The sequence below is a fragment of the Haloarcula sp. H-hyl2 genome (genome assembly GCF_056934385.1).
Genome location: NZ_JBRIIJ010000001.1, coordinates 1,748,988 through 1,765,462, shown reverse-complemented (window position 1 = coordinate 1,765,462; position 16,475 = coordinate 1,748,988). Strand labels below are relative to the sequence as shown.

Annotated in this window: 19 protein-coding genes; 8 read left to right on the top strand and 11 right to left on the bottom strand. The window is 66.5% G+C overall.

Going from position 1 to position 16,475, the window contains the following annotated elements; genetic code table 11:
• Nucleotides 1–2 precede the first annotated feature (2 nt).
• The 6 genes from Hhyl2_RS09175 to Hhyl2_RS09150 all read right to left on the bottom strand — a co-directional run bounded on the left by Hhyl2_RS09175 (nt 3) and on the right by Hhyl2_RS09150 (nt 4,932).
• On the bottom strand, nt 3–851 hold the full coding sequence (locus Hhyl2_RS09175; RefSeq protein WP_483550437.1) for an ABC transporter permease subunit: 849 nt from the start codon (nt 849–851) through the stop codon (nt 3–5).
• The gene (locus tag Hhyl2_RS09170) at nt 848–1,762 is read right to left on the bottom strand and encodes an ABC transporter ATP-binding protein (RefSeq protein ID WP_483550436.1); all 915 of its coding nucleotides are present in this window, start codon (nt 1,760–1,762) and stop codon (nt 848–850) included. The genes Hhyl2_RS09175 and Hhyl2_RS09170 overlap by 4 nt, the downstream gene beginning before the upstream one ends.
• A 44-nt stretch (nt 1,763–1,806) precedes the next feature.
• Nucleotides 1,807–2,091, bottom strand: a complete 285-nt coding sequence (locus tag Hhyl2_RS09165; RefSeq protein WP_483550435.1) for a DUF7520 family protein — start codon at nt 2,089–2,091, stop codon at nt 1,807–1,809.
• Between the two features lie 211 nt (nt 2,092–2,302).
• A complete protein-coding gene (gene ctaD, locus Hhyl2_RS09160; RefSeq protein ID WP_483550434.1) occupies nt 2,303–4,096 on the bottom strand; it encodes a cytochrome c oxidase subunit I in 1,794 nt (597 codons plus the stop codon).
• A 140-nt stretch (nt 4,097–4,236) separates the two neighbouring features.
• The gene (locus Hhyl2_RS09155) at nt 4,237–4,488 is read right to left on the bottom strand and encodes a DUF6684 family protein (RefSeq protein WP_483550433.1); all 252 of its coding nucleotides are present in this window, start codon (nt 4,486–4,488) and stop codon (nt 4,237–4,239) included.
• 48 nt (nt 4,489–4,536) lie between these two features.
• Nucleotides 4,537–4,932: a DUF7541 family protein gene (locus Hhyl2_RS09150; RefSeq protein WP_483550432.1), complete on the bottom strand. Its 396-nt coding sequence runs from the start codon at nt 4,930–4,932 to the stop codon at nt 4,537–4,539.
• 88 nt (nt 4,933–5,020) lie between these two features.
• On the opposite strand from Hhyl2_RS09150, the gene Hhyl2_RS09145 reads away from it, so the two are divergent.
• Both Hhyl2_RS09145 and Hhyl2_RS09140 read left to right on the top strand, forming a co-directional pair.
• Nucleotides 5,021–5,191 carry a glycine zipper domain-containing protein gene (locus Hhyl2_RS09145; RefSeq protein ID WP_483550431.1) on the top strand — a complete coding sequence of 57 codons (171 nt, stop codon included), beginning with the start codon at nt 5,021–5,023 and terminating at the stop codon, nt 5,189–5,191.
• Between the two features lie 71 nt (nt 5,192–5,262).
• The gene (locus Hhyl2_RS09140; protein WP_483550430.1) at nt 5,263–8,016 is read left to right on the top strand and encodes a DUF7527 domain-containing protein; all 2,754 of its coding nucleotides are present in this window, start codon (nt 5,263–5,265) and stop codon (nt 8,014–8,016) included.
• Nucleotides 8,017–8,065: 49 nt separating this feature from the next.
• On the opposite strand, the gene Hhyl2_RS09135 is transcribed toward Hhyl2_RS09140, so the two are convergent.
• Nucleotides 8,066–8,371, bottom strand: coding sequence for a hypothetical protein (locus Hhyl2_RS09135; RefSeq protein ID WP_135304560.1), 306 nt, complete (start codon nt 8,369–8,371; stop codon nt 8,066–8,068).
• A 197-nt stretch (nt 8,372–8,568) separates the two neighbouring features.
• Between Hhyl2_RS09135 and Hhyl2_RS09130 the strand changes: the two genes are divergently transcribed.
• On the top strand, nt 8,569–9,945 hold the full coding sequence (locus tag Hhyl2_RS09130; protein ID WP_483550429.1) for an adenylosuccinate synthase: 1,377 nt from the start codon (nt 8,569–8,571) through the stop codon (nt 9,943–9,945).
• A gap of 7 nt (nt 9,946–9,952) precedes the next feature.
• Here the strand turns inward: Hhyl2_RS09130 and Hhyl2_RS09125 are convergent, their stop codons facing one another.
• Nucleotides 9,953–10,318 (bottom strand): truncated hemoglobin, encoded by a 366-nt coding sequence (locus Hhyl2_RS09125; RefSeq protein WP_483550428.1) that lies wholly within the window; start codon nt 10,316–10,318, stop codon nt 9,953–9,955.
• Between the two features lie 119 nt (nt 10,319–10,437).
• Between Hhyl2_RS09125 and Hhyl2_RS09120 the strand changes: the two genes are divergently transcribed.
• Both Hhyl2_RS09120 and Hhyl2_RS09115 read left to right on the top strand, forming a co-directional pair.
• Nucleotides 10,438–10,632, top strand: a complete 195-nt coding sequence (locus tag Hhyl2_RS09120) for a methytransferase partner Trm112 (protein WP_483550427.1) — start codon at nt 10,438–10,440, stop codon at nt 10,630–10,632.
• Between the two features lie 33 nt (nt 10,633–10,665).
• On the top strand, nt 10,666–11,220 hold the full coding sequence (locus tag Hhyl2_RS09115) for a DUF7524 family protein (protein ID WP_483550426.1): 555 nt from the start codon (nt 10,666–10,668) through the stop codon (nt 11,218–11,220).
• Between the two features lie 3 nt (nt 11,221–11,223).
• Here Hhyl2_RS09115 and Hhyl2_RS09110 read toward each other — a convergent pair whose 3' ends face one another.
• Both Hhyl2_RS09110 and Hhyl2_RS09105 read right to left on the bottom strand, forming a co-directional pair.
• Nucleotides 11,224–12,312, bottom strand: coding sequence for a DR2241 family protein (locus Hhyl2_RS09110; RefSeq protein ID WP_483550425.1), 1,089 nt, complete (start codon nt 12,310–12,312; stop codon nt 11,224–11,226).
• Between the two features lie 63 nt (nt 12,313–12,375).
• Nucleotides 12,376–13,257, bottom strand: a complete 882-nt coding sequence (locus Hhyl2_RS09105) for a CbiX/SirB N-terminal domain-containing protein (RefSeq protein WP_483550424.1) — start codon at nt 13,255–13,257, stop codon at nt 12,376–12,378.
• A gap of 105 nt (nt 13,258–13,362) precedes the next feature.
• On the opposite strand from Hhyl2_RS09105, the gene Hhyl2_RS09100 reads away from it, so the two are divergent.
• On the top strand, nt 13,363–13,833 hold the full coding sequence (locus tag Hhyl2_RS09100; RefSeq protein ID WP_483550423.1) for a DUF7523 family protein: 471 nt from the start codon (nt 13,363–13,365) through the stop codon (nt 13,831–13,833).
• Here Hhyl2_RS09100 and Hhyl2_RS09095 read toward each other — a convergent pair.
• Nucleotides 13,830–14,279 (bottom strand): hypothetical protein, encoded by a 450-nt coding sequence (locus Hhyl2_RS09095; protein ID WP_483550422.1) that lies wholly within the window; start codon nt 14,277–14,279, stop codon nt 13,830–13,832. The two genes, Hhyl2_RS09100 and Hhyl2_RS09095, sit on opposite strands and share 4 nt — an antisense overlap.
• 90 nt (nt 14,280–14,369) lie before the next feature.
• On the opposite strand from Hhyl2_RS09095, the gene cysS reads away from it, so the two are divergent.
• Nucleotides 14,370–15,848 carry a cysteine--tRNA ligase gene (cysS, locus tag Hhyl2_RS09090; RefSeq protein WP_483550421.1) on the top strand — a complete coding sequence of 493 codons (1,479 nt, stop codon included), beginning with the start codon at nt 14,370–14,372 and terminating at the stop codon, nt 15,846–15,848.
• A gap of 80 nt (nt 15,849–15,928) precedes the next feature.
• Complete coding sequence (locus Hhyl2_RS09085) at nt 15,929–16,426, top strand: hypothetical protein (RefSeq protein ID WP_483550420.1); 498 nt, start codon at nt 15,929–15,931, stop codon at nt 16,424–16,426.
• The last annotated feature ends 49 nt before the right edge of the window (nt 16,427–16,475 follow it).

Below are 16,475 nucleotides of genomic sequence, written 5' to 3'. Positions count from 1 at the left end.
ATTCAGGGCAGGTCGACCGACCGGAACAGCGTAAAGCCCAGCCACGGAGCCACGACGAACCAGCCCAGCAGTCCGACGATGGCGAACCCGGCGGTTGCGGTGACGTAGCCCAGCGGCTCGTTGGGGGCCGCAAGCGGCACGATGGCGCCCTCTTCGAACGTGCCGAACACCAGCCGCGTGTAGGCGACACCCGGATTCAGCTGGCCGAACGCGTAGTACCACGATGGCTTGGGTGGCTGTGGGTACTCAAGATACTCTGTCGGCGCCAGGATGAGCGCGAAGTGCTGTGCGAGCGGCCAGATGACGCCAAAGAGCAGCATACTGCCCGCGATTCCGGCGACCGCTCTTGTCTCGGTCTTGACGCTGGCAGAGATCGTCAGTCCGATCCCGACGGCGACGACCGCGTAGACGAGCGACCAGCCCAGCACGCCAAGGAACCCGACGAGCGCGAACCCATCGAACACGAGCGCCGAGAAGAGCCACGCGGCTGTCAGACAGACTGCAAACGGCAGTGCCACCAGCAGCGTCCGGCTGACGAGCTTTCCGAGGTAGGCGTCGAACCGGGAGTTCGGGAGCCCGAGCAGGAACCGGACGCTGCCGGTCTTGCGCTCGGTGACGATAGCCCCGTAGCTCCCGACAAGTGCGACCAGTGGCAGGAGGACGACCTGGATCGCCGCGATGAACATCAGGACTGCCCTGACTTCGGGTGTCGTCCCCCCACCGAGAGTCATGAGGAAGGCGGTCACCGCGACGCCGACGGTCGACAGCAGCATGAGGGCGGCGACGGTCCAGCCCATCTTCGAGCGACGCAGGTGGAGTAGGTCGCCGCGCGCGACGTCCTGCCAGGTCATGCCGGGCCCTCCGTGGCGGCCGAGAAGACGTCGCCCAGCGACGGCTCCCGGACGGCGAAGTCGTCGAAGCCGACGCCGCCGCGAGCCACCCGGTCGAGCACGGAGACCTTGGTCTGGCCGCCGCTGCAGGTGACGGTCAGCTCGCCCTCGTTCGCGCTCACGCGGGAGACGCCCTCGATCGTCCGCAGGTCCTCGACGAGGTCCGCTGGTGTCGCTTCGACGTAGATCGACAGCGTGGTGTCGGCGTCGAGTTCCTGCCGGAGAGCCGAGACGGGTCCTTCCTGGACGAGCGAGCCGTGCTGGAGGATACCGACGCGGTCGGCGACGGCCTCGACCTGGGCCATGATGTGACTGGAGAACAGCACCGTCGCGCCGCGGTCGGCCTCCTCCCGGACGACGCGGCGGAGCATCCGCGCGCCGTTCGGGTCCAGGCCGGTCGTGGGTTCGTCGAGGACCAGTAATCGCGGCCCGCCGACCAGTGCCATCGCCAGTGCGAGGCGCTGTCGCAGCCCCTTCGAGAGGTCGCCGGCCGGGCGGTCGCGTGCGTCCCCTTCGAGTTCGACCCGGTCGAGCAACCGCTCGGGATCGTCGGTCGCTTCCTTGGTGCTGATTGCCTGGTCGAGGTGCTCGGAGGGTGTCAACTGCTGGTAGACGCCGTAGCCCTCCAGGAGCGTCCCGGTCTCCTGGCGGACGGCCACGCTGTGTTCCTGGGCGTCCAGGTCGAACACCGAGACGCTGCCACTCGTGGGCTGCATGAAGCCCAGCAGCACGTTGATCGTCGTCGACTTCCCGGCGCCGTTGGGCCCGAGGAAGCCGTACACTTCACCGTCGCCGACCTCCAGGGAGAGGTCGTCGACAGCGGTCACGTCACCGAAGCGTTTGGTCAGGTTGTGTATCCGGAGGAGGGTCATACGACGGGGTGTTACCTCCTTGTATCCTGTCCGTCGAATTAAAGCTACTGTCGTGGTCCGGTGTCCCTGACCTCCGTCTCGGTGTTGCGTGAGACGACGATGACCAGGCCGAGCAGGATCCCCAGCCCGACGCCGACCGTGGCGACGCCGTAGATAGCGACACCGAGTGGCGTCGGCGGGAGTGTGATCACCCCGAACAGTTCGGGTTCGAGGTCATCCGGGCGGATCGAGCCCAGGACGAAGCCCATCACACCGGCCAGGGCGACGATGATACCGTACAACCAGACGACGACGCGTTCGCCGGACCGGCCGGCCGGCTCCTCTGTCATGGACAGATGTAGGGAGTCAGGACGATTAGCCTTTTTCACTTCGGCCCCGTAGTCGTGGTATGTCCCAGAAGGAGTTGTTGTTCGTCGTCCTCTCGGGTATCGCCGTGATGATGTTCGTCACCGCTATCGTCCTGGTCGCCGGCGCCTGACGGCGCTGGCGGTCGAGGCGAAACAGCGAACCGATCTCGAAAAAGCAGAACCGCCGAACCGCTCAGTTCTCGGACTCGTCGGCAGGCTGGCCGCCGTCGGTCCGGACTGCGTCTTCTTCCTGTCCGCCGTCCATGATTGCGGTCTCGAGCTGGTCGTCGAACCACTGGAACTCGCGGTCGAGCATGCCGTCGCGTTCGAGGTTCCACGGGTCACCGTCCGTGACTCGCGGCCCTTCGAGCCAGGACTGGACGACGTTCCAGACGAAGATGAGCTGCCCGACCAGCAGGATGACCGCACCCACCGTCGCGAGCAGGTGGAACGTTTCGATCTGGACCAGCGGCGCGATGGCACCGTTAATCTCGTAGGTGGCGTAGCGACGAGGCATCCCGAGGTAGCCAAGCGCCAGCATGGCGAAGAAGGTCAGGTTGGTCCCGACCATCGAGAGCCAGAAGTGGGCCTTCCCGAGCGTCCGCTGGTACATCCGCCCAGTGAAGATCGGGAACCAGTAGTAGATACCAGCGAAGGCGGCGAAACCGATCGCACCCATCACGACGTAGTGGAAGTGACCGACGACGTAGTAGGTGTCGTGCAGGATGAGGTCGACGGGCACCGCGGCGAGGAAGACGCCGGTGACACCGCCGATGATGAAGTTCGCGACGAAGCCGATAGAGAACAGCATCGGCGAGGTGAGCCGCAGGCGGCCGTTCCACATCGTCGTGATCCAGTTGAACGTCTTGACGGCGCTGGGAATCGCGATGGCCAGCGAGACGGCCATGAACGAGGCCCGAAGCCGGGGGTCCATCCCGGTCGAGAACATGTGGTGGGCCCAGACGCCAAAGGAGAGCACACCGATCGCCAGCGTCGAGTAGACGACGAACTTGAAGCCGAACAGTTTCCGGCCCGAGAACTTCGGCAGGATGAGGCTGACCAGCCCCATCGGCGGGAGCACGAGGATGTAGACTTCGGGGTGGCCGAAGAACCAGAAGAGGTGTTGCCACAGCAGCGGGCCACCGCCCTCGACGGCGAAGAACGTCGTCGCGAGGTTCCGATCGAGCAGGAGCATGACGAGTGCGCTCCCAAGCAGCGGGAACGCGAACAGGATGAGCGCCGACTGGGTGAGGATGGTCCACGAGAAGATGTCCAGGTTCGCCCAGGAGACGTCCTCGGCGCGCTCGGTGAAGATGGTCGCGATGAAGTTGATCGCACCCATCGTGGCCGCGACCCCCGAGAGGTGCAGTCCCAGCAGCATCAGGTCGACGCCGGGGTTGGTCTGCTCGACCGATAGCGGCGTGTACATCGTCCAAGCGGTCTGGGCCGGTTCGATCATGTTCTCGGTGACCGGTGCGAGGAAGAAGCCGGCCCAGATGAGCAGTGCGGCCGGTGGGAGCAGCCAGAACGCGATGGCGTTGATCCGGGGGAACGCCATGTCGTCGGCCCCGATCAGCAGCGGGATGAAGTAGTTCGCGAAGGCCGCGATGATCGGCGTCCCGAACAGGAACAGCATCGTGATACCGTGACTCGTCAGGATAGAGTTGTACGCGCTCGCTCCGAGCAACGCCCCCGACGGCGTCACGAGCTGGAGCCGGATGAGCATCGCCATGATGCCACCGACGGCGAAGGCGATGATCGCGTACAGCCCGTAGAGGAGGCCGATGTCCTTGTGGTCGACCGTCGTCAGCCAGCGGATGACTCCCGTTGGCTTCTCCCGGCGGACGACGGTGATGTCTTCCCCGGTGGCTGTCCCACCGGCCAGCGGTGTGTACGACCGCCAGTTCTCGATGCGCGTCAAGAGCGCGGCGATGCCGACGAGGAGGACGGCCATCAACCCCGTCAGCACTAGATCTCCTGCTGCCATGGTCGCCTCTCAGGACTGGGAGATAATGAAAGGGACGATTCCCTTTCAAACACCACCCGAATATGTCGGGGACAGGACGGGGACTGGACGGTGGCGTAGCTCCCCAACCGGGTCGAGAACGGCGTGAGAATACGGGCCGCTTACTCCGCCGATTCCGCTGCCTCTTCGGCCTTCTCGGCGTCTTCGACAGCCCTGCCGGCGTAGTACGTCAGCACGGCCAGCAGGAAGAACATCGTGATCATCAGTGCGAACTGGAGCCCCGAGAACACCGGATCGGTACCGAAGGCCGGGACGACGGCGAACGCCAGGATGAAGAACGCGAGGATCCCGAGCGGGATGACGTTGACCGTCAGGTCGAGTAGGGTGTCCTTTTCGAACCCGAACAGTGCCATGTATGGATGTGGCTTAGCGAAGGCCGGTAAATAGACTGTTGGTTTCGCTCAGACCGCAGTCTGCTCCATGATGGAGCCGACCCCACCCATCGCAGCCATCACCACGCCGGCGACGACGACGGCGACGAGTCGCGTGAATAGCGGCCCCTCGCCGATGTTCGAGACGACGAGTTCGGCCATCGGGAGCTGTGTGACGGCGATCAGTGCGGCGATGGCCGCCAGCACGACGCCGACACCGACGAGCGTCGGCCACGGTCGGTCGACGTACCCGGATTCGGTGAGGATGCCAGCGATACTCCCGCCAAAGAGGATGAGGCCGAAGACGGCCACCGGGAACAGCCCGACGAACACGCCGACCTCCGAGAGTGCCAGCCCGAGCGCGACGAACAGCGGCCACGGACTGGCGGTCGGGTACTGGTCGCTCAACCCTGGTTCCTCTTCCATACCCGCAGTTACGGCTCACCGGTCATATGTTCGTCGGAGTCGAGTCCTGTGGGAACAGCTATACTGTCCGTCCGCGCGAGTTCCCGTCATGGGAGCGGAACCAGACGACGAACCGAACGCGGAATATCTCGGTGTCGGGATCGCTATCGGCGCAGGATTGGGTGTGGCGCTCGGGATCGTACTGGACAACCTCGCGCTGGGAATCGCGATCGGGTTGAGCATCGGTATCGCAGTCGGTGCCGGACTGTCGGCCCGGTAGTCTCACAGGCTACACGCCGCCCGTCTGACGGGGCACAAACTATTTGTCCGTAATGTGGCTTGGTAGGGGTAATGAGTAGCCGTACGGTCGATCAGGTCGACGAGTGGGACCCGGTGTCGTTCCGCGGGGGCTATGCGGGGCTCCGGACACTCGCAGACCGGGAGTTCTCCGGCGTGGTGTTGGCAGGGCCGGCGCGCCTGTTCATGTTGAACGGGACGGTCGTCGGGATTCTCGGCGGCGACATCGAGCAGTTCGAGGACGCCGACGGGACGGCACGCGAGGCCCCCCACGAGGCGCTGCCGTTGCTCGCCGTGATGGAGGCGCAAGGCCAGGACGCACAGGGCCAGTACTACACCGAGGATACCTCCATCTCCGAGGTCGATTCGACGCTGTCGAGCGGGAGCTTTACTGGCTACGTCGAACTCTCCGAGAACGTCCTCTCCGGTGACTACTACGTCGTCTACCACCAGGGTCGGTCGATGAGCGTCGCCTGGGTCGGCTCGTCCGGCCGGCTGATCACAGACGACGAGGCGTTCGAGCAGGCCGACGGCGAGGTCGGCATCTACGAGGTCTTCCCCGCGGACATCGACCCGGTCGAGATTCCGGACGCGGGCGGCAGTGAGTCGACCGACGACGTGATGAGCGGCGGTGGAGCCGGCGACGGGAGCGACACATCTGCGGACCGGGACACAGAGCGGTCGACCGGCAGTGGGGCCGACTCGTCGGGGCAGCAGGCGACAGCCGAGCGGTCCGACAGCGAGCAGCGCTCCTCGACCACCGACGATCGTTCGCCAGAGGAGTGGGCACGGGCGACGAGAGACGTGCCCGAGGACACGTCCACGACAGAATCTACGGACGCACGAGCGACAGACGAGAGGGAAGACACCACACCGACAGAGACACAGCGCGACCAGCCGACCGGGGGCCCCCCTGGATCCAAGAGTATCGGTGGCCGCGAGACCGGAACCGGGAGTCGGGACCGGCGGGAGTCTTCTGGGTCCCCCGAGCGCGAGGAGACCCGACCCGTCGAGAGCGACACCAACGGCGGTGACGCTTCCGCTCCGGACCGGCAAGACGACCAGCGACGGGACGACGAGCCCGAGCGACGACACCACGAGTCCGAGACCACCGGTGAGAGCGGTCGAGAGGTCGACGAGGCGCCGACAGATACAGCGTCACGGCGACGTGAGGACCGAGCCGGAGCGGCTCCCGACCAGTCGTCGACGACGACCGAGACGGTGGAGCCAGCCGCGACAGGAGACGACCCCGAACCAGCCAGTGAACTGACTGGATCGGACCAGTCAGACGCGACCGAGACGAGGACACCGGCCGACGACGAGAGCGACGGCGGGGTCCCGGATTTCGAGACGCGCTCGATCCCGTCGCTGGACCCGGAGCGCTCGACACAGCTCGCCGGCGCGACGTCGAACAACCGCGACCGGCCCGCCCAGGAGACACAGCGCCCCGAGTCGCAGGACGTCGACCGGCGACAGACCGACACGACAGCGAACGCCCAGTCGGAGACGCCGGCTCGGAGTCAGGCCGACGAGTCAGAGACACCGCCACAGCACCAGTCCGAGCGCTCCGAGCCATCGACAGGACAGGCCGAACCGTCCTCGCCGCGACAGCCCGACCAGACCGGGTCGTCGTCCCAACGGCAGTCCGACCAGCCAGCATCGTCCGAGCGACAGGCAGCGCGGACGGAGTCCGCAGAGCCACGCCGACGCGACCAGCAGTCACCGCGTTCGACCGAGGCTGTCAAGGGCACGCCCGACCAGTCGAGTCCGCCAGCCGGTACCGACAGGCGAGCGGACCAGTCGGCGGGGTCGGACGAGTCCGCGTCGACGGACCGCCGGTCGAGGAGTGACGACCGGATCCGGGAACTCCGCCGGGAACTGGACGAACGGACCGCCGAACTCTCCAGACTGGAGTCGGAACTCTCGACGCTGGAGGGCGAGGCCGAGGATCTGCGAGCCGAGCGGGACAGCTTGCAGTCACAGCTCCGCGAGGCGAACGAGGAGATCGCCCGTCTCGAGGAGCGGGTCTCCTCGCTCCGTGGTCAGCTCCCCGACCAGGTGACCGGGACGGACCCGAGCCAGCGGTTGCGACCGGACGAGGCACTGCGCGGGACGAACCTCTTCGTCCGCTACGACTCCAAGAGCGCGGCGACACTCGCGGACGCTCGTGACGGGAGCGCAGATCCCGAGGACGTCGACGCGAACCTCCGGATCCAGTACCACACGCAGTTCGAGGCCGAGGGTACCACCGTCGACGGCCGGCCGTTCCACGAGTTCCTCACCGGCTGTCTGGAGTACCAGTTCGTCGCGTGGCTCGTCAGGAGGCTCCTCTACGAGATCCGCGACACGGGCCACAGTACGGAGATGGAGGTCGTCTACAACGCCCTCCCGAACATCGACCGGATCGAACTCAACGGTCAGGTCTCGATCACCTACGTCGAGGACGGCGAGGAACACCGCGAACAGGAGCGATACGACGTGGTCGTCCGCGACCGGATGGGCAACCCGCTCATCGTCGCGAACATCAACGACCGCAAACAGCCCGCCACGAGAGAGCAGATGACCGATCTGATCACGACGACGGAGAAGCTCGGCAACACCAGTCGCTCGCTGGCGGCGGCGTTCCTGGTCACCAAGAGTTTCTTCGACCCGGAGGCCCTGGAGACGGCCGAGGAGGCCACTGCCAGTGGGCTGTTCAGCCGGAGCAAGCGGGCCAGCTTCGTGAACCTCTCGCGGTCGGACGGCTATCACCTCTGTCTGCTCGAGGCGCGCGAAGGGGAGTTCAATATGGCCGTCCCGGAGCTCTAGTTCGAGAGCAACACAGAACAGGGTCGCCCGGGCTATCGAACCCGCGAGATCAGCCTTCGATTTCGGCCGCGTCTTCGATCTTCATTCCTTCGAGCTTCTCGATGATCTCGTCGATCTTCTCGTCCAAGTCGTCGACGAACTCGCCCGTCTGCTCGGTCGTGATCGCACCCTGACTGGAGGGCTCGATGAGGTTCTCCTCTTCGAGGACCCGCAGCGAGTAGCGAACCTTGTGGTGGGGGTAGCCAGTCTCGTTGGACATCTTCACGATCCCGATAGGCTCGTTCTCGATGACCATGCGGAGCACCTGTAGGTGGCGTTCCAGCATGTCGACTTCCTTCTCAAGCCTGTCTATCATGGCAATTGTTAACTTGTGGTAGCAGGATTTAAAAGTTACCCTCGGACCGCCCGCTTTGCCGGATTTTCGGGTTCACACGGCAGTGTCTTAAAAGCGTCGTAACGATTCACATGGGAGACGCCACCACTGGTCGACGCTCGGACGAGCCCCGAGAGGGACCGTAATCGGTTTATCACGCAGGCCAAAACGTCCGAGCGATGACCGTAACCATCGTCGGCTCACAACTCGGCGACGAGGGGAAAGGCGGCATCGTCGACCTGTACGGCGACGACGCGGACGTCGTCGCGCGCTATCAGGGCGGCGACAACGCCGGCCACACCGTCGTCCACGAGGGCGAGGAGTACAAGCTCTCGCTCGTGCCGAGTGGAGCCATCCGTGGCAAAGTCGGCGTCCTCGGCAACGGGTGCGTCGTCAATCCGCGAACGCTGTTCGACGAGATCGACACACTACAGGACCGCGGCCTCGACCCGGACGTGCGCGTCGCCGAACGCGCCCACGTCATCCTGCCGTTCCACCGAGTTCTGGACGGCATCGAGGAGGACGTCAAGAGCGAGACCGATCTGGAAGCCGCCACGACCGGTCGGGGTATCGGCCCCACCTACGAGGACAAGGCCGGGCGACGCGGGGTCCGGGTCGGCGACCTGCTCGACCCCGACGTCCTGCGGGACCGCCTGGAGTACGTCGTCCCGCAGAAACGGGCACTGCTGGAGGACGTCTACGGGATCGACGTCACGGAACTGGACGAGCCGGACGCCTTCGATATCGACGCGATCTTCACGGAGTTCCGCGAGTTCGGCCGCCGGCTCGAAGCGAGCGACATGACGGTCAACGCCGGGCAGTTCCTCTCGGCGGCGATGGCCGACGGGGAGAACGTCATGCTGGAGGGCGCACAGGGGACCTCTATCGACATCGATCACGGCATCTACCCCTACGTCACCTCCTCGAACCCGACAGCGGGCGGTGCCTGCACCGGCACCGGTCTCGGCCCGACGGTCGTCGGCGACGGGGAGGTCGTCGGTATCGTCAAGGCCTACCTCTCGCGTGTCGGGACCGGCCCGCTTCCGACCGAACTCGGTGGCGTCGAGGGACACACCCCTGGGTACGACCCGGACGACCCCGGTCCGGACGCCGAACTGGCCGAGTACATCCGCGAGGAGGGTGGCGAGTACGGGACTGTTACCGGTCGACCGCGCCGGGTCGGCTGGCTCGACATGCCGATGCTTCGCCACGCGGAGCGGGCATCCGGATTCACCGGCCTCGCCGTCAACCATCTCGACGTGCTCGCCGGCCTCGACGAGGTAAAGGTTGGCCACTCCTACACCCTCGACGGCGAGGAGATGCTCTCGATGCCCGCCACCACCGAACAGTGGGGCGAGTGCGAAGCGAACTTCCGGACCTTCGAGGGTTGGCCCGAAGTCGATTGGGCGGCCGTCGCCGACGAGGGCTACGACGCTCTGCCCGAGAACGCACGGACCTACGTGGAGTACATCGAGGACGAACTCGACACGCCGGTCTACGCCATCGGCGTGGGCCCTGGCCGTGGCGAGACCATCGTCCGCGAACGCCCCTTCTGATCGCGGCTCACTCCTCTGCGAGTAGATCGGCTTCGTACCGTGTGACCGCCGCCAGTACCGCGTCCTTGTCCTCGCCGGAGACGCCAGCCTCGGCCAGTGTCTCGTCGAGCAGTTCGACCGCACGGGCGATGTCATCCTCGGAGAACGGGACGTGCAGGTGTGCTTCCCGGACCGGTGTCGCGTCGTACGTCTCGGGCCCCCCAGCGGCCTCACAGAGGTGGTCGGTCTGTGTCCGTCTGAGCAGTTCCATGTCGGCACCCTCGAAGTACGGTCCGAGTTGTTCGTCGGCGACGAGGCGGTCGTAGAACGCGTCGACGACGGCCGCGATCCCGTCACGACCACCGAGTCGGTCGTACAGTGTGGTCTCGCTCATGATCCTGTGCTGGTCTCCCACCGAGATAAGGCCGCTGGATACAGCAACGCTGTTCGTTCGATGGCTACCCACCCGGAGAGAGCGGCAGACTTTTGCGAGGGCCGGCCCTGGCTCCGGGCATGAAAGAGGACCTGATGGACATCATCTGCTGTCCGCTCGACAAGCACGACCTGGACCTGGACGTCGACGAGCGTGACGGCGAGGAGATCCTGGCCGGCACGCTGGTCTGTACCGAGTGTGGCGAGACCTTCCCCATCGAGGACGGTATCCCCAACCTGCTGCCCCCGGACATGCGCGACGAAGCACCGGCCTGAACCTTTTTCTTCCGTCACCGCGCAGTCGTACCCGTGCCGGACCCGTTGCCGATCCACATCAACCGCGAGGAGATACACGGGTTGGAGGTCCCCACGGACTACGAGTCGACCGGTGGGTTCGACATCCGACTGATCAACCACGGTGAACCCACCCACGTCCACCTGCATCTCGACAGCGACCTCTCGTCGGTGGCCTCGCTGGCGGCGACGAACCACTACGTCGAGCGCGAGTCCGAACGACTCGTCCGTGTCGAGGTGACCGGCGCGGGGTCTGTCCGGGGGAATCTCAAGGTGGTGAGCGGCTACGGCGCTCAGACCCGACTCGTCGAGATCTCGCTGGTCGAACCCGACGAGACCGAAGAGACGGTCCAGGTCGGCGAGGAACTGTCGCAACCGAAACCAAAGCCGGATCCGGAACCAGGCGGGCTGCCGGCCTCGGTCGGCACGTTCCCGGTGATGGTTCTGGCGACGCTGGCCCTGCTCACGGCGCTGGGTGCGGTCGCGCTGTTCCAGAACACGGTCGTCTTCGTCGGCGCGGCGGTCGTCGTCGTCGGCGTGTTGATCGCGCTGTACAGTCTGCTGGCCTGATGGTCACTCGTCGTTTCCGGTCGGGACGCCGCCGAGGTTCCCCTCGTCGCCGAGGCGTTTCGCACGAAGGAACCGAGTCCGGTAGCGGTTGGCACCTTCGTAGATGTCCGCCTCGCGGATGTCGGCGACCTCGCCGTCCGCGACTGCGTCGATGATGGCTTCGATCTGTTCTTTCTCGCTTGGGGTCAACTCGAACTCGTAGGTCTGGGGCTCCTCGGACTCCATCTTCGTCCACTGGCGCGCGGCCGTGATGACGACCGAGCAGGGTTCCCGACAGGGGAATACCCCGCTCCCACCGTCGACATCCAGGTCTGTCTCCTCGTCGTACTGCCACTCGCGACGCTTGAGACACTGGGAGTCGTCACAGCAGGCCTCGGCGACCCAGTTGACGTGCTCGTAGCCGTCGCCGCGGTCCCAGGTCTTGACGACGCCGTAGATGCCGGTCTGGCGCTGGGTGGTCTCGTGCCAGTGGGTCACGTCCAGGGCGCCCTGTCGCTCCCGATACCAGTTCTCGACGGTCGCGGGATAGAAGGTGTGGACTGCAGTGACGAGTTCGTCTGGACCGAGGTCCGAGAGGGCCCAGCCACGCTGGAGCGTCGGGGCCGTCTTGAGCGGCCGGTATCGGCCCCGCTCGTCGTGTTTCGCCAGGTCGCGAGCCGCGAGCGGTCCCTCGTATCTCTCTAGATCGGCCGGGTCCGCGTCGCGGTCCTCTTCGTGGCGGAGGTCGTAGACGCGCTGGCCGTCCGCGTCGACTGTGACGGTGATCGCGAGTTCTCCCCAGGTGGTCGTCACTCCGTCGCCGAGGCGGTCGTAGCGCTCGGGCACCGACGTCTCGTCGGCACCTTCGAGCCAGCGCAGGAAGGCCCAGCGTGGCTCGGCCTGGGGGGCGGTCGCGTGCCAGAAGTACCAGTTCGTCACGTGGTCCGCGACCTGCTGGGCCACGTCGGCGAGGTCCCCGGCGGCGCCCTCGGCGGTCGTCCCGTCGGCCGTCGAGAGCGTGAAGCTGTCGTCGTCGACCTGCGCCTCGATGCCGTCGAAGTCGACGCCGTCGACGGCGGCGTCGGCGAACGCCTCGACGTGGGTGTCGTCCATATCCGCCGGGTAGGAGTCGGACCGCAAAAAGGCGCCCGTTCCGGGCCTGGTCGATTACCGGCCTCAGTCGCCGGCCGCCGGGTCGGCGCCGCGGGTCCGGTCACGTACCTGGTCGATGGCACGCTCGACGTCGGCGCCAGCGTCGGCGGCCCGTTCGAGGACCACGTCGGCAAGCAGTGGTTCGGTGCCGACTGCACCTGCGTACCAGATGTCGTGGCCGTCGACCGCCGCCGGGACGTCGTAGCCGTCGCGGTAGTCCTCACAGAGGCCCATGTCCTCGGGGATGTCCTCCTGGGTGTGGTAGCCGTCGGCGATGAACAGTGGGACCACGACGATATCGTCGACCTCGAAGAAGTCGGTCACGTCGTCGACTTCGGGGTCCTCGTCCATGAACAGCGCCTGGACCTCGTCGAAGCGGTCCATCTCGCGGATGCGGTCGGCGTGGTACTCGATGGCCTTCGCGGAGTTCTCGTTGCGCTCGGTGCCGTGGCCCACGACGGCCAGTCCGAACCCGTCACCGACGTCCGGGTCGCCGGTGACGGATTTGGCCCGCTGGACGATGACGTCGCTCATCGAGTCGTGGGTCCCGACCGGGCCACAGTAGTGGACCGTCTGGTCGGTGTCGCTGGCCGTCAGCGTCGCGTGGGTCGCGCTGGTGCCGTCCGAGTCCCACAGTTCGGGGTCCCACTCCTCCAAGCGGAACTCTCTGGGGATGACCTGCTCGGTGAAGTAGCCCTCGGAGATGAACAGCGGCACCAGGTACACTTCGTCGGCGTCGACGGTCCGCAGCCCCTCGCGGAAGGCCGGTTCCTCCTTCCAGAAGGACTCCCGGACCTCGCTGAACGCGCCGGTCGCGCGGATGGTGTCCGCGTGGGTGAACGTCGGCGTGCTCGACTCGGCGTTGAGATGCGAGCCGTGGGCTGCGATGACGAGCGCTTGTTCCATACCGCCGTGTTGGGCCGAGCTGTCCTTAGGGGCTTCGTTGCCCGTCCCACGGTATCGTCTCCCGGTCTGGACACCTTTTTGCTGTCCCGGCCCGCCCTCTGAACCATGTCACTCGCAGCCGAGACCCGCGACGCGGTCCGGGCGCGCCCGTTCCTCTACGACGCGCTCCAGGCCGGCGTCGTCAACTACACGGCCGCTGCACGCACGCTCGATGTCGACGGCGAGACCGAGGCGGTCGCGACGGCACTGCGTCGGTTCGCCGAGGAACTGCCCGGCCACGAACCACCGACCGCGGACGCCCGTGTCTCGATGGAGAGCGGTCTGGGCCCCACCGACGGCGAGGGACCGCTCCTGCGAGTCGGCGGCCAATCCCTCGCCAGCGGTGGCGGGTCGCTCACGGGCATCGTCGCCACCGGTGACGTCTCGCCGGCGGTTCTGGCCGAGGTGCTGGGACGGCTCCGGGCCGCCGATATCGAGGTCGAGGCGGCCGGCACCGCCGGGGAATCGTTGATCGTGGCGGTGGGCCGCCGAGACGGCCCCGACGCTCTCAGAGTCGTCGAAGCTGTCGTCGACTAGTCGGCCCACTCCGCCAGCGTGACGTTGTGGTCGTCCGGTCGCCACGCGAGTTCGACGGCGTCGTCCGGCATCGCCGCGACCGTGAACGATTCACCCGCGGCCAGTCGGCTCCCGACGCCCGTACAGCGTGCGCTCAGGGCGAGGGCGCCGTCGGTCGGCGTCGCGCCACGGAGTCGCACCTCGTCGGCCGGGATCGCGGTCCCACTCTCGTGGTGCACACGCACGAGGGTCGCACCGACCGTCGGGTTGCAGTCGGCGGTCGCGCCGTCGCCATCGGCGCCGGTGATCGTCACGGCGACCGCCGGTCCGGTGTCCTCGACCGTCTCGCCGATGTCGAAGGCGAACATCGCCAGACCGAGTGCGAAGACGACGGCCACCACGACCAGCAGGAGGTTGGTGGTCACTGCAGTGGTTCCACGCCGGTCGCTGCTCCCCCCGGAAGTCACGGCCGGTAATTTGTCAACCCCTCACATATCGGTTCCGGCTCCCGCGTGGTTCCGACGGGTTGAAACGAGCGGACGGAGTGCACTCGGGTAATGACGATCCGCGTGACGAACACGCTGACCGGCGAGAAAGAGCCCTTCGAGCCACAGGACCCCGACTCCGTGCTGCTGTACTACTGTGGCCTGACGACCTCGGACCCGCCACATCTGGGCCACGCCCGCGGCTGGGTCCACGTCGACGTCATGTGCCGCTGGCTCGAACAGGTCGGCTACGACGTCCGTCACGTCGAGAACTTCACCGACGTCAACGAGAAGATCGTCGCCCGCGTCGGCGAGGACGGGGACAGCGAGGCCGACGTGGCCCGGCACTACGTCTCACAGGTCATCGAGGACATGCGCTCGCTCAACCTCGATCGCGCCGAGGTGTACCCGCGGGTCTCAGAGCACGTCCCCGAGATCATCGACCTCGTCGAGCGACTCGTCGAGGGCGGCTACGCCTACGAGGCCGACGGCTCGGTCTACTTCGACGTCACGAGCTTCGAGGAGTACGGGAAGCTCTCGAACCAGACCGTCGAGGACATCGAATCCCAGGACGAGGACGCCGAGACGGAGAAGCGCCACCCTGCGGACTTCGCGCTCTGGAAGGCCGGCGGCGTCGACCCCGCGGACATCGCCGAGCATCAGCACCCTGAAGCCGCACCCGCCGAGGAGGCCTGTACGACGGCCCAGACCTGGGATTCGCCGTGGGGCGAGGGCCGGCCGGGCTGGCACATCGAATGCTCGGCGATGTCGATGACCCACCTCGACGAGACCATCGACGTCCACGTCGGCGGCCAGGACCTCGTGTTCCCCCACCACGAGAACGAGGTCGCCCAGAGCGAGGCCGCGACCGGCCAGCAGTTTGCCAGGTACTGGCTCCACGTCCGCCTGCTCGAAACCGACGACGAGAAGATGTCCTCCTCGCTGGGCAACTACTTCACCGTTGGCGACGCCGTCGCGGCGTTCGGCCCCGACGTCCTCCGGACGTTCCTGCTGTCGACGGCCTACACCTCGCGGGCCACCTACAGCGACGAGACGATCGCCGAGGCCCAGGAGCGCTGGGACCGCCTGGAACGTGGCTACGAGCGGGCCGTCGCGGCCTGCGACAGCGTCGACGCCTACGCGAAGACCGTCGACGAGGCCCTGCGTGGGGCCGTCGACGCGGCCGAGGCCGACTTCGAAGCCGCGATGAACGACGACTTCAACACACGGGAGGCGATGACGGCGCTGCTGGACCTGACTGCCGCGGTCCACACCCACGTCGACAGCCACGATGCCTACGACTATCGCGGTCTCCGCCGGGCGGTCGAGGCCTTCGAGACGTTCGGCGGGGACGTGCTGGGACTCGGCTTCGGGAGCGAGCAGGACAGCGACGTCACCGTCGCCGAGGACCTCGTCGAACTCGTTCTGGACGTCCGCGAACAGGAACGGGCGGCGGGCAACTACGAACGGGCCGACGACCTCCGGGACGAACTCGAAGCGCTCGGCGTCGAGGTCCAGGACACCGACGACGGGCCGACGTTCCGGCTCTGAGCGAGCCACGTCCGGGGCAGCGACTGCCCTCCCCACCGTGACAGTACTAGTTTAAGCTCTTCTCCGGCGAATTATCCGGTATGGTGGGATTACCGACGAAACCCTGGTTCGTGACGCTCGTCCTCTCGACGCTCCTCGTGATCGCCGCTGGGACGGGTACGACCGTCGCACAGAGCGGGCAGCCAGCGTGGGCGGACGACCTCTACGACGACTTCGACGCCATGGTCCCGGCGTACAACGATCAGGTCGACCCCGACGACTACGGGCCGCTTGCGGGCCAGCTTCGGAACGAGCGCGTGAACATGGTCGTCACGGATACCGACGGCTCGCAGGCGACCGCGTCGTTCGAACTCGACGCGGACCTGCAGATCCAGGACCAGCGCCCCGAGACGCGGTCGGACGCGACGCTGAAGCTGTCGACTGACCGCGATACCATGACGCAGATACTGAACTCCGAGACGCCGTCGGCCGACTTCCAGGCGGCGGTCGCTGACGGCGATATCCGCATCGACGGCATCGGCCCGGTCAACGCGATGAAGTGGTTCCTCATCAACGTCATCGCCGACCTCCTCCGCTGAGACCACCGGTCTCGGGGGTACGCTTTTTTGTCGGGCGGCGCGATTGCCA

Excerpts from the sequence above, each read along its gene's own strand:
- Hhyl2_RS09175 (WP_483550437.1), bottom strand. The coding sequence starts at position 851 with ATGACCTGGCAGGACGTCGCGCGCGGCGACCTACTCCACCTGCGTCGC.
- Hhyl2_RS09170 (WP_483550436.1), bottom strand. The coding sequence starts at position 1,762 with ATGACCCTCCTCCGGATACACAACCTGACCAAACGCTTCGGTGACGTG.
- Hhyl2_RS09165 (WP_483550435.1), bottom strand. The coding sequence starts at position 2,091 with ATGACAGAGGAGCCGGCCGGCCGGTCCGGCGAACGCGTCGTCGTCTGG.
- ctaD (WP_483550434.1), bottom strand. The coding sequence starts at position 4,096 with ATGGCAGCAGGAGATCTAGTGCTGACGGGGTTGATGGCCGTCCTCCTC.
- Hhyl2_RS09155 (WP_483550433.1), bottom strand. The coding sequence starts at position 4,488 with ATGGCACTGTTCGGGTTCGAAAAGGACACCCTACTCGACCTGACGGTC.
- Hhyl2_RS09150 (WP_483550432.1), bottom strand. The coding sequence starts at position 4,932 with ATGGAAGAGGAACCAGGGTTGAGCGACCAGTACCCGACCGCCAGTCCG.
- Hhyl2_RS09145 (WP_483550431.1), top strand. The coding sequence starts at position 5,021 with ATGGGAGCGGAACCAGACGACGAACCGAACGCGGAATATCTCGGTGTC.
- Hhyl2_RS09140 (WP_483550430.1), top strand. The coding sequence starts at position 5,263 with ATGAGTAGCCGTACGGTCGATCAGGTCGACGAGTGGGACCCGGTGTCG.
- Hhyl2_RS09135 (WP_135304560.1), bottom strand. The coding sequence starts at position 8,371 with ATGATAGACAGGCTTGAGAAGGAAGTCGACATGCTGGAACGCCACCTA.
- Hhyl2_RS09130 (WP_483550429.1), top strand. The coding sequence starts at position 8,569 with ATGACCGTAACCATCGTCGGCTCACAACTCGGCGACGAGGGGAAAGGC.
- Hhyl2_RS09125 (WP_483550428.1), bottom strand. The coding sequence starts at position 10,318 with ATGAGCGAGACCACACTGTACGACCGACTCGGTGGTCGTGACGGGATC.
- Hhyl2_RS09120 (WP_483550427.1), top strand. The coding sequence starts at position 10,438 with ATGAAAGAGGACCTGATGGACATCATCTGCTGTCCGCTCGACAAGCAC.
- Hhyl2_RS09110 (WP_483550425.1), bottom strand. The coding sequence starts at position 12,312 with ATGGACGACACCCACGTCGAGGCGTTCGCCGACGCCGCCGTCGACGGC.
- Hhyl2_RS09105 (WP_483550424.1), bottom strand. The coding sequence starts at position 13,257 with ATGGAACAAGCGCTCGTCATCGCAGCCCACGGCTCGCATCTCAACGCC.
- Hhyl2_RS09100 (WP_483550423.1), top strand. The coding sequence starts at position 13,363 with ATGTCACTCGCAGCCGAGACCCGCGACGCGGTCCGGGCGCGCCCGTTC.
- cysS (WP_483550421.1), top strand. The coding sequence starts at position 14,370 with ATGACGATCCGCGTGACGAACACGCTGACCGGCGAGAAAGAGCCCTTC.
- Hhyl2_RS09085 (WP_483550420.1), top strand. The coding sequence starts at position 15,929 with ATGGTGGGATTACCGACGAAACCCTGGTTCGTGACGCTCGTCCTCTCG.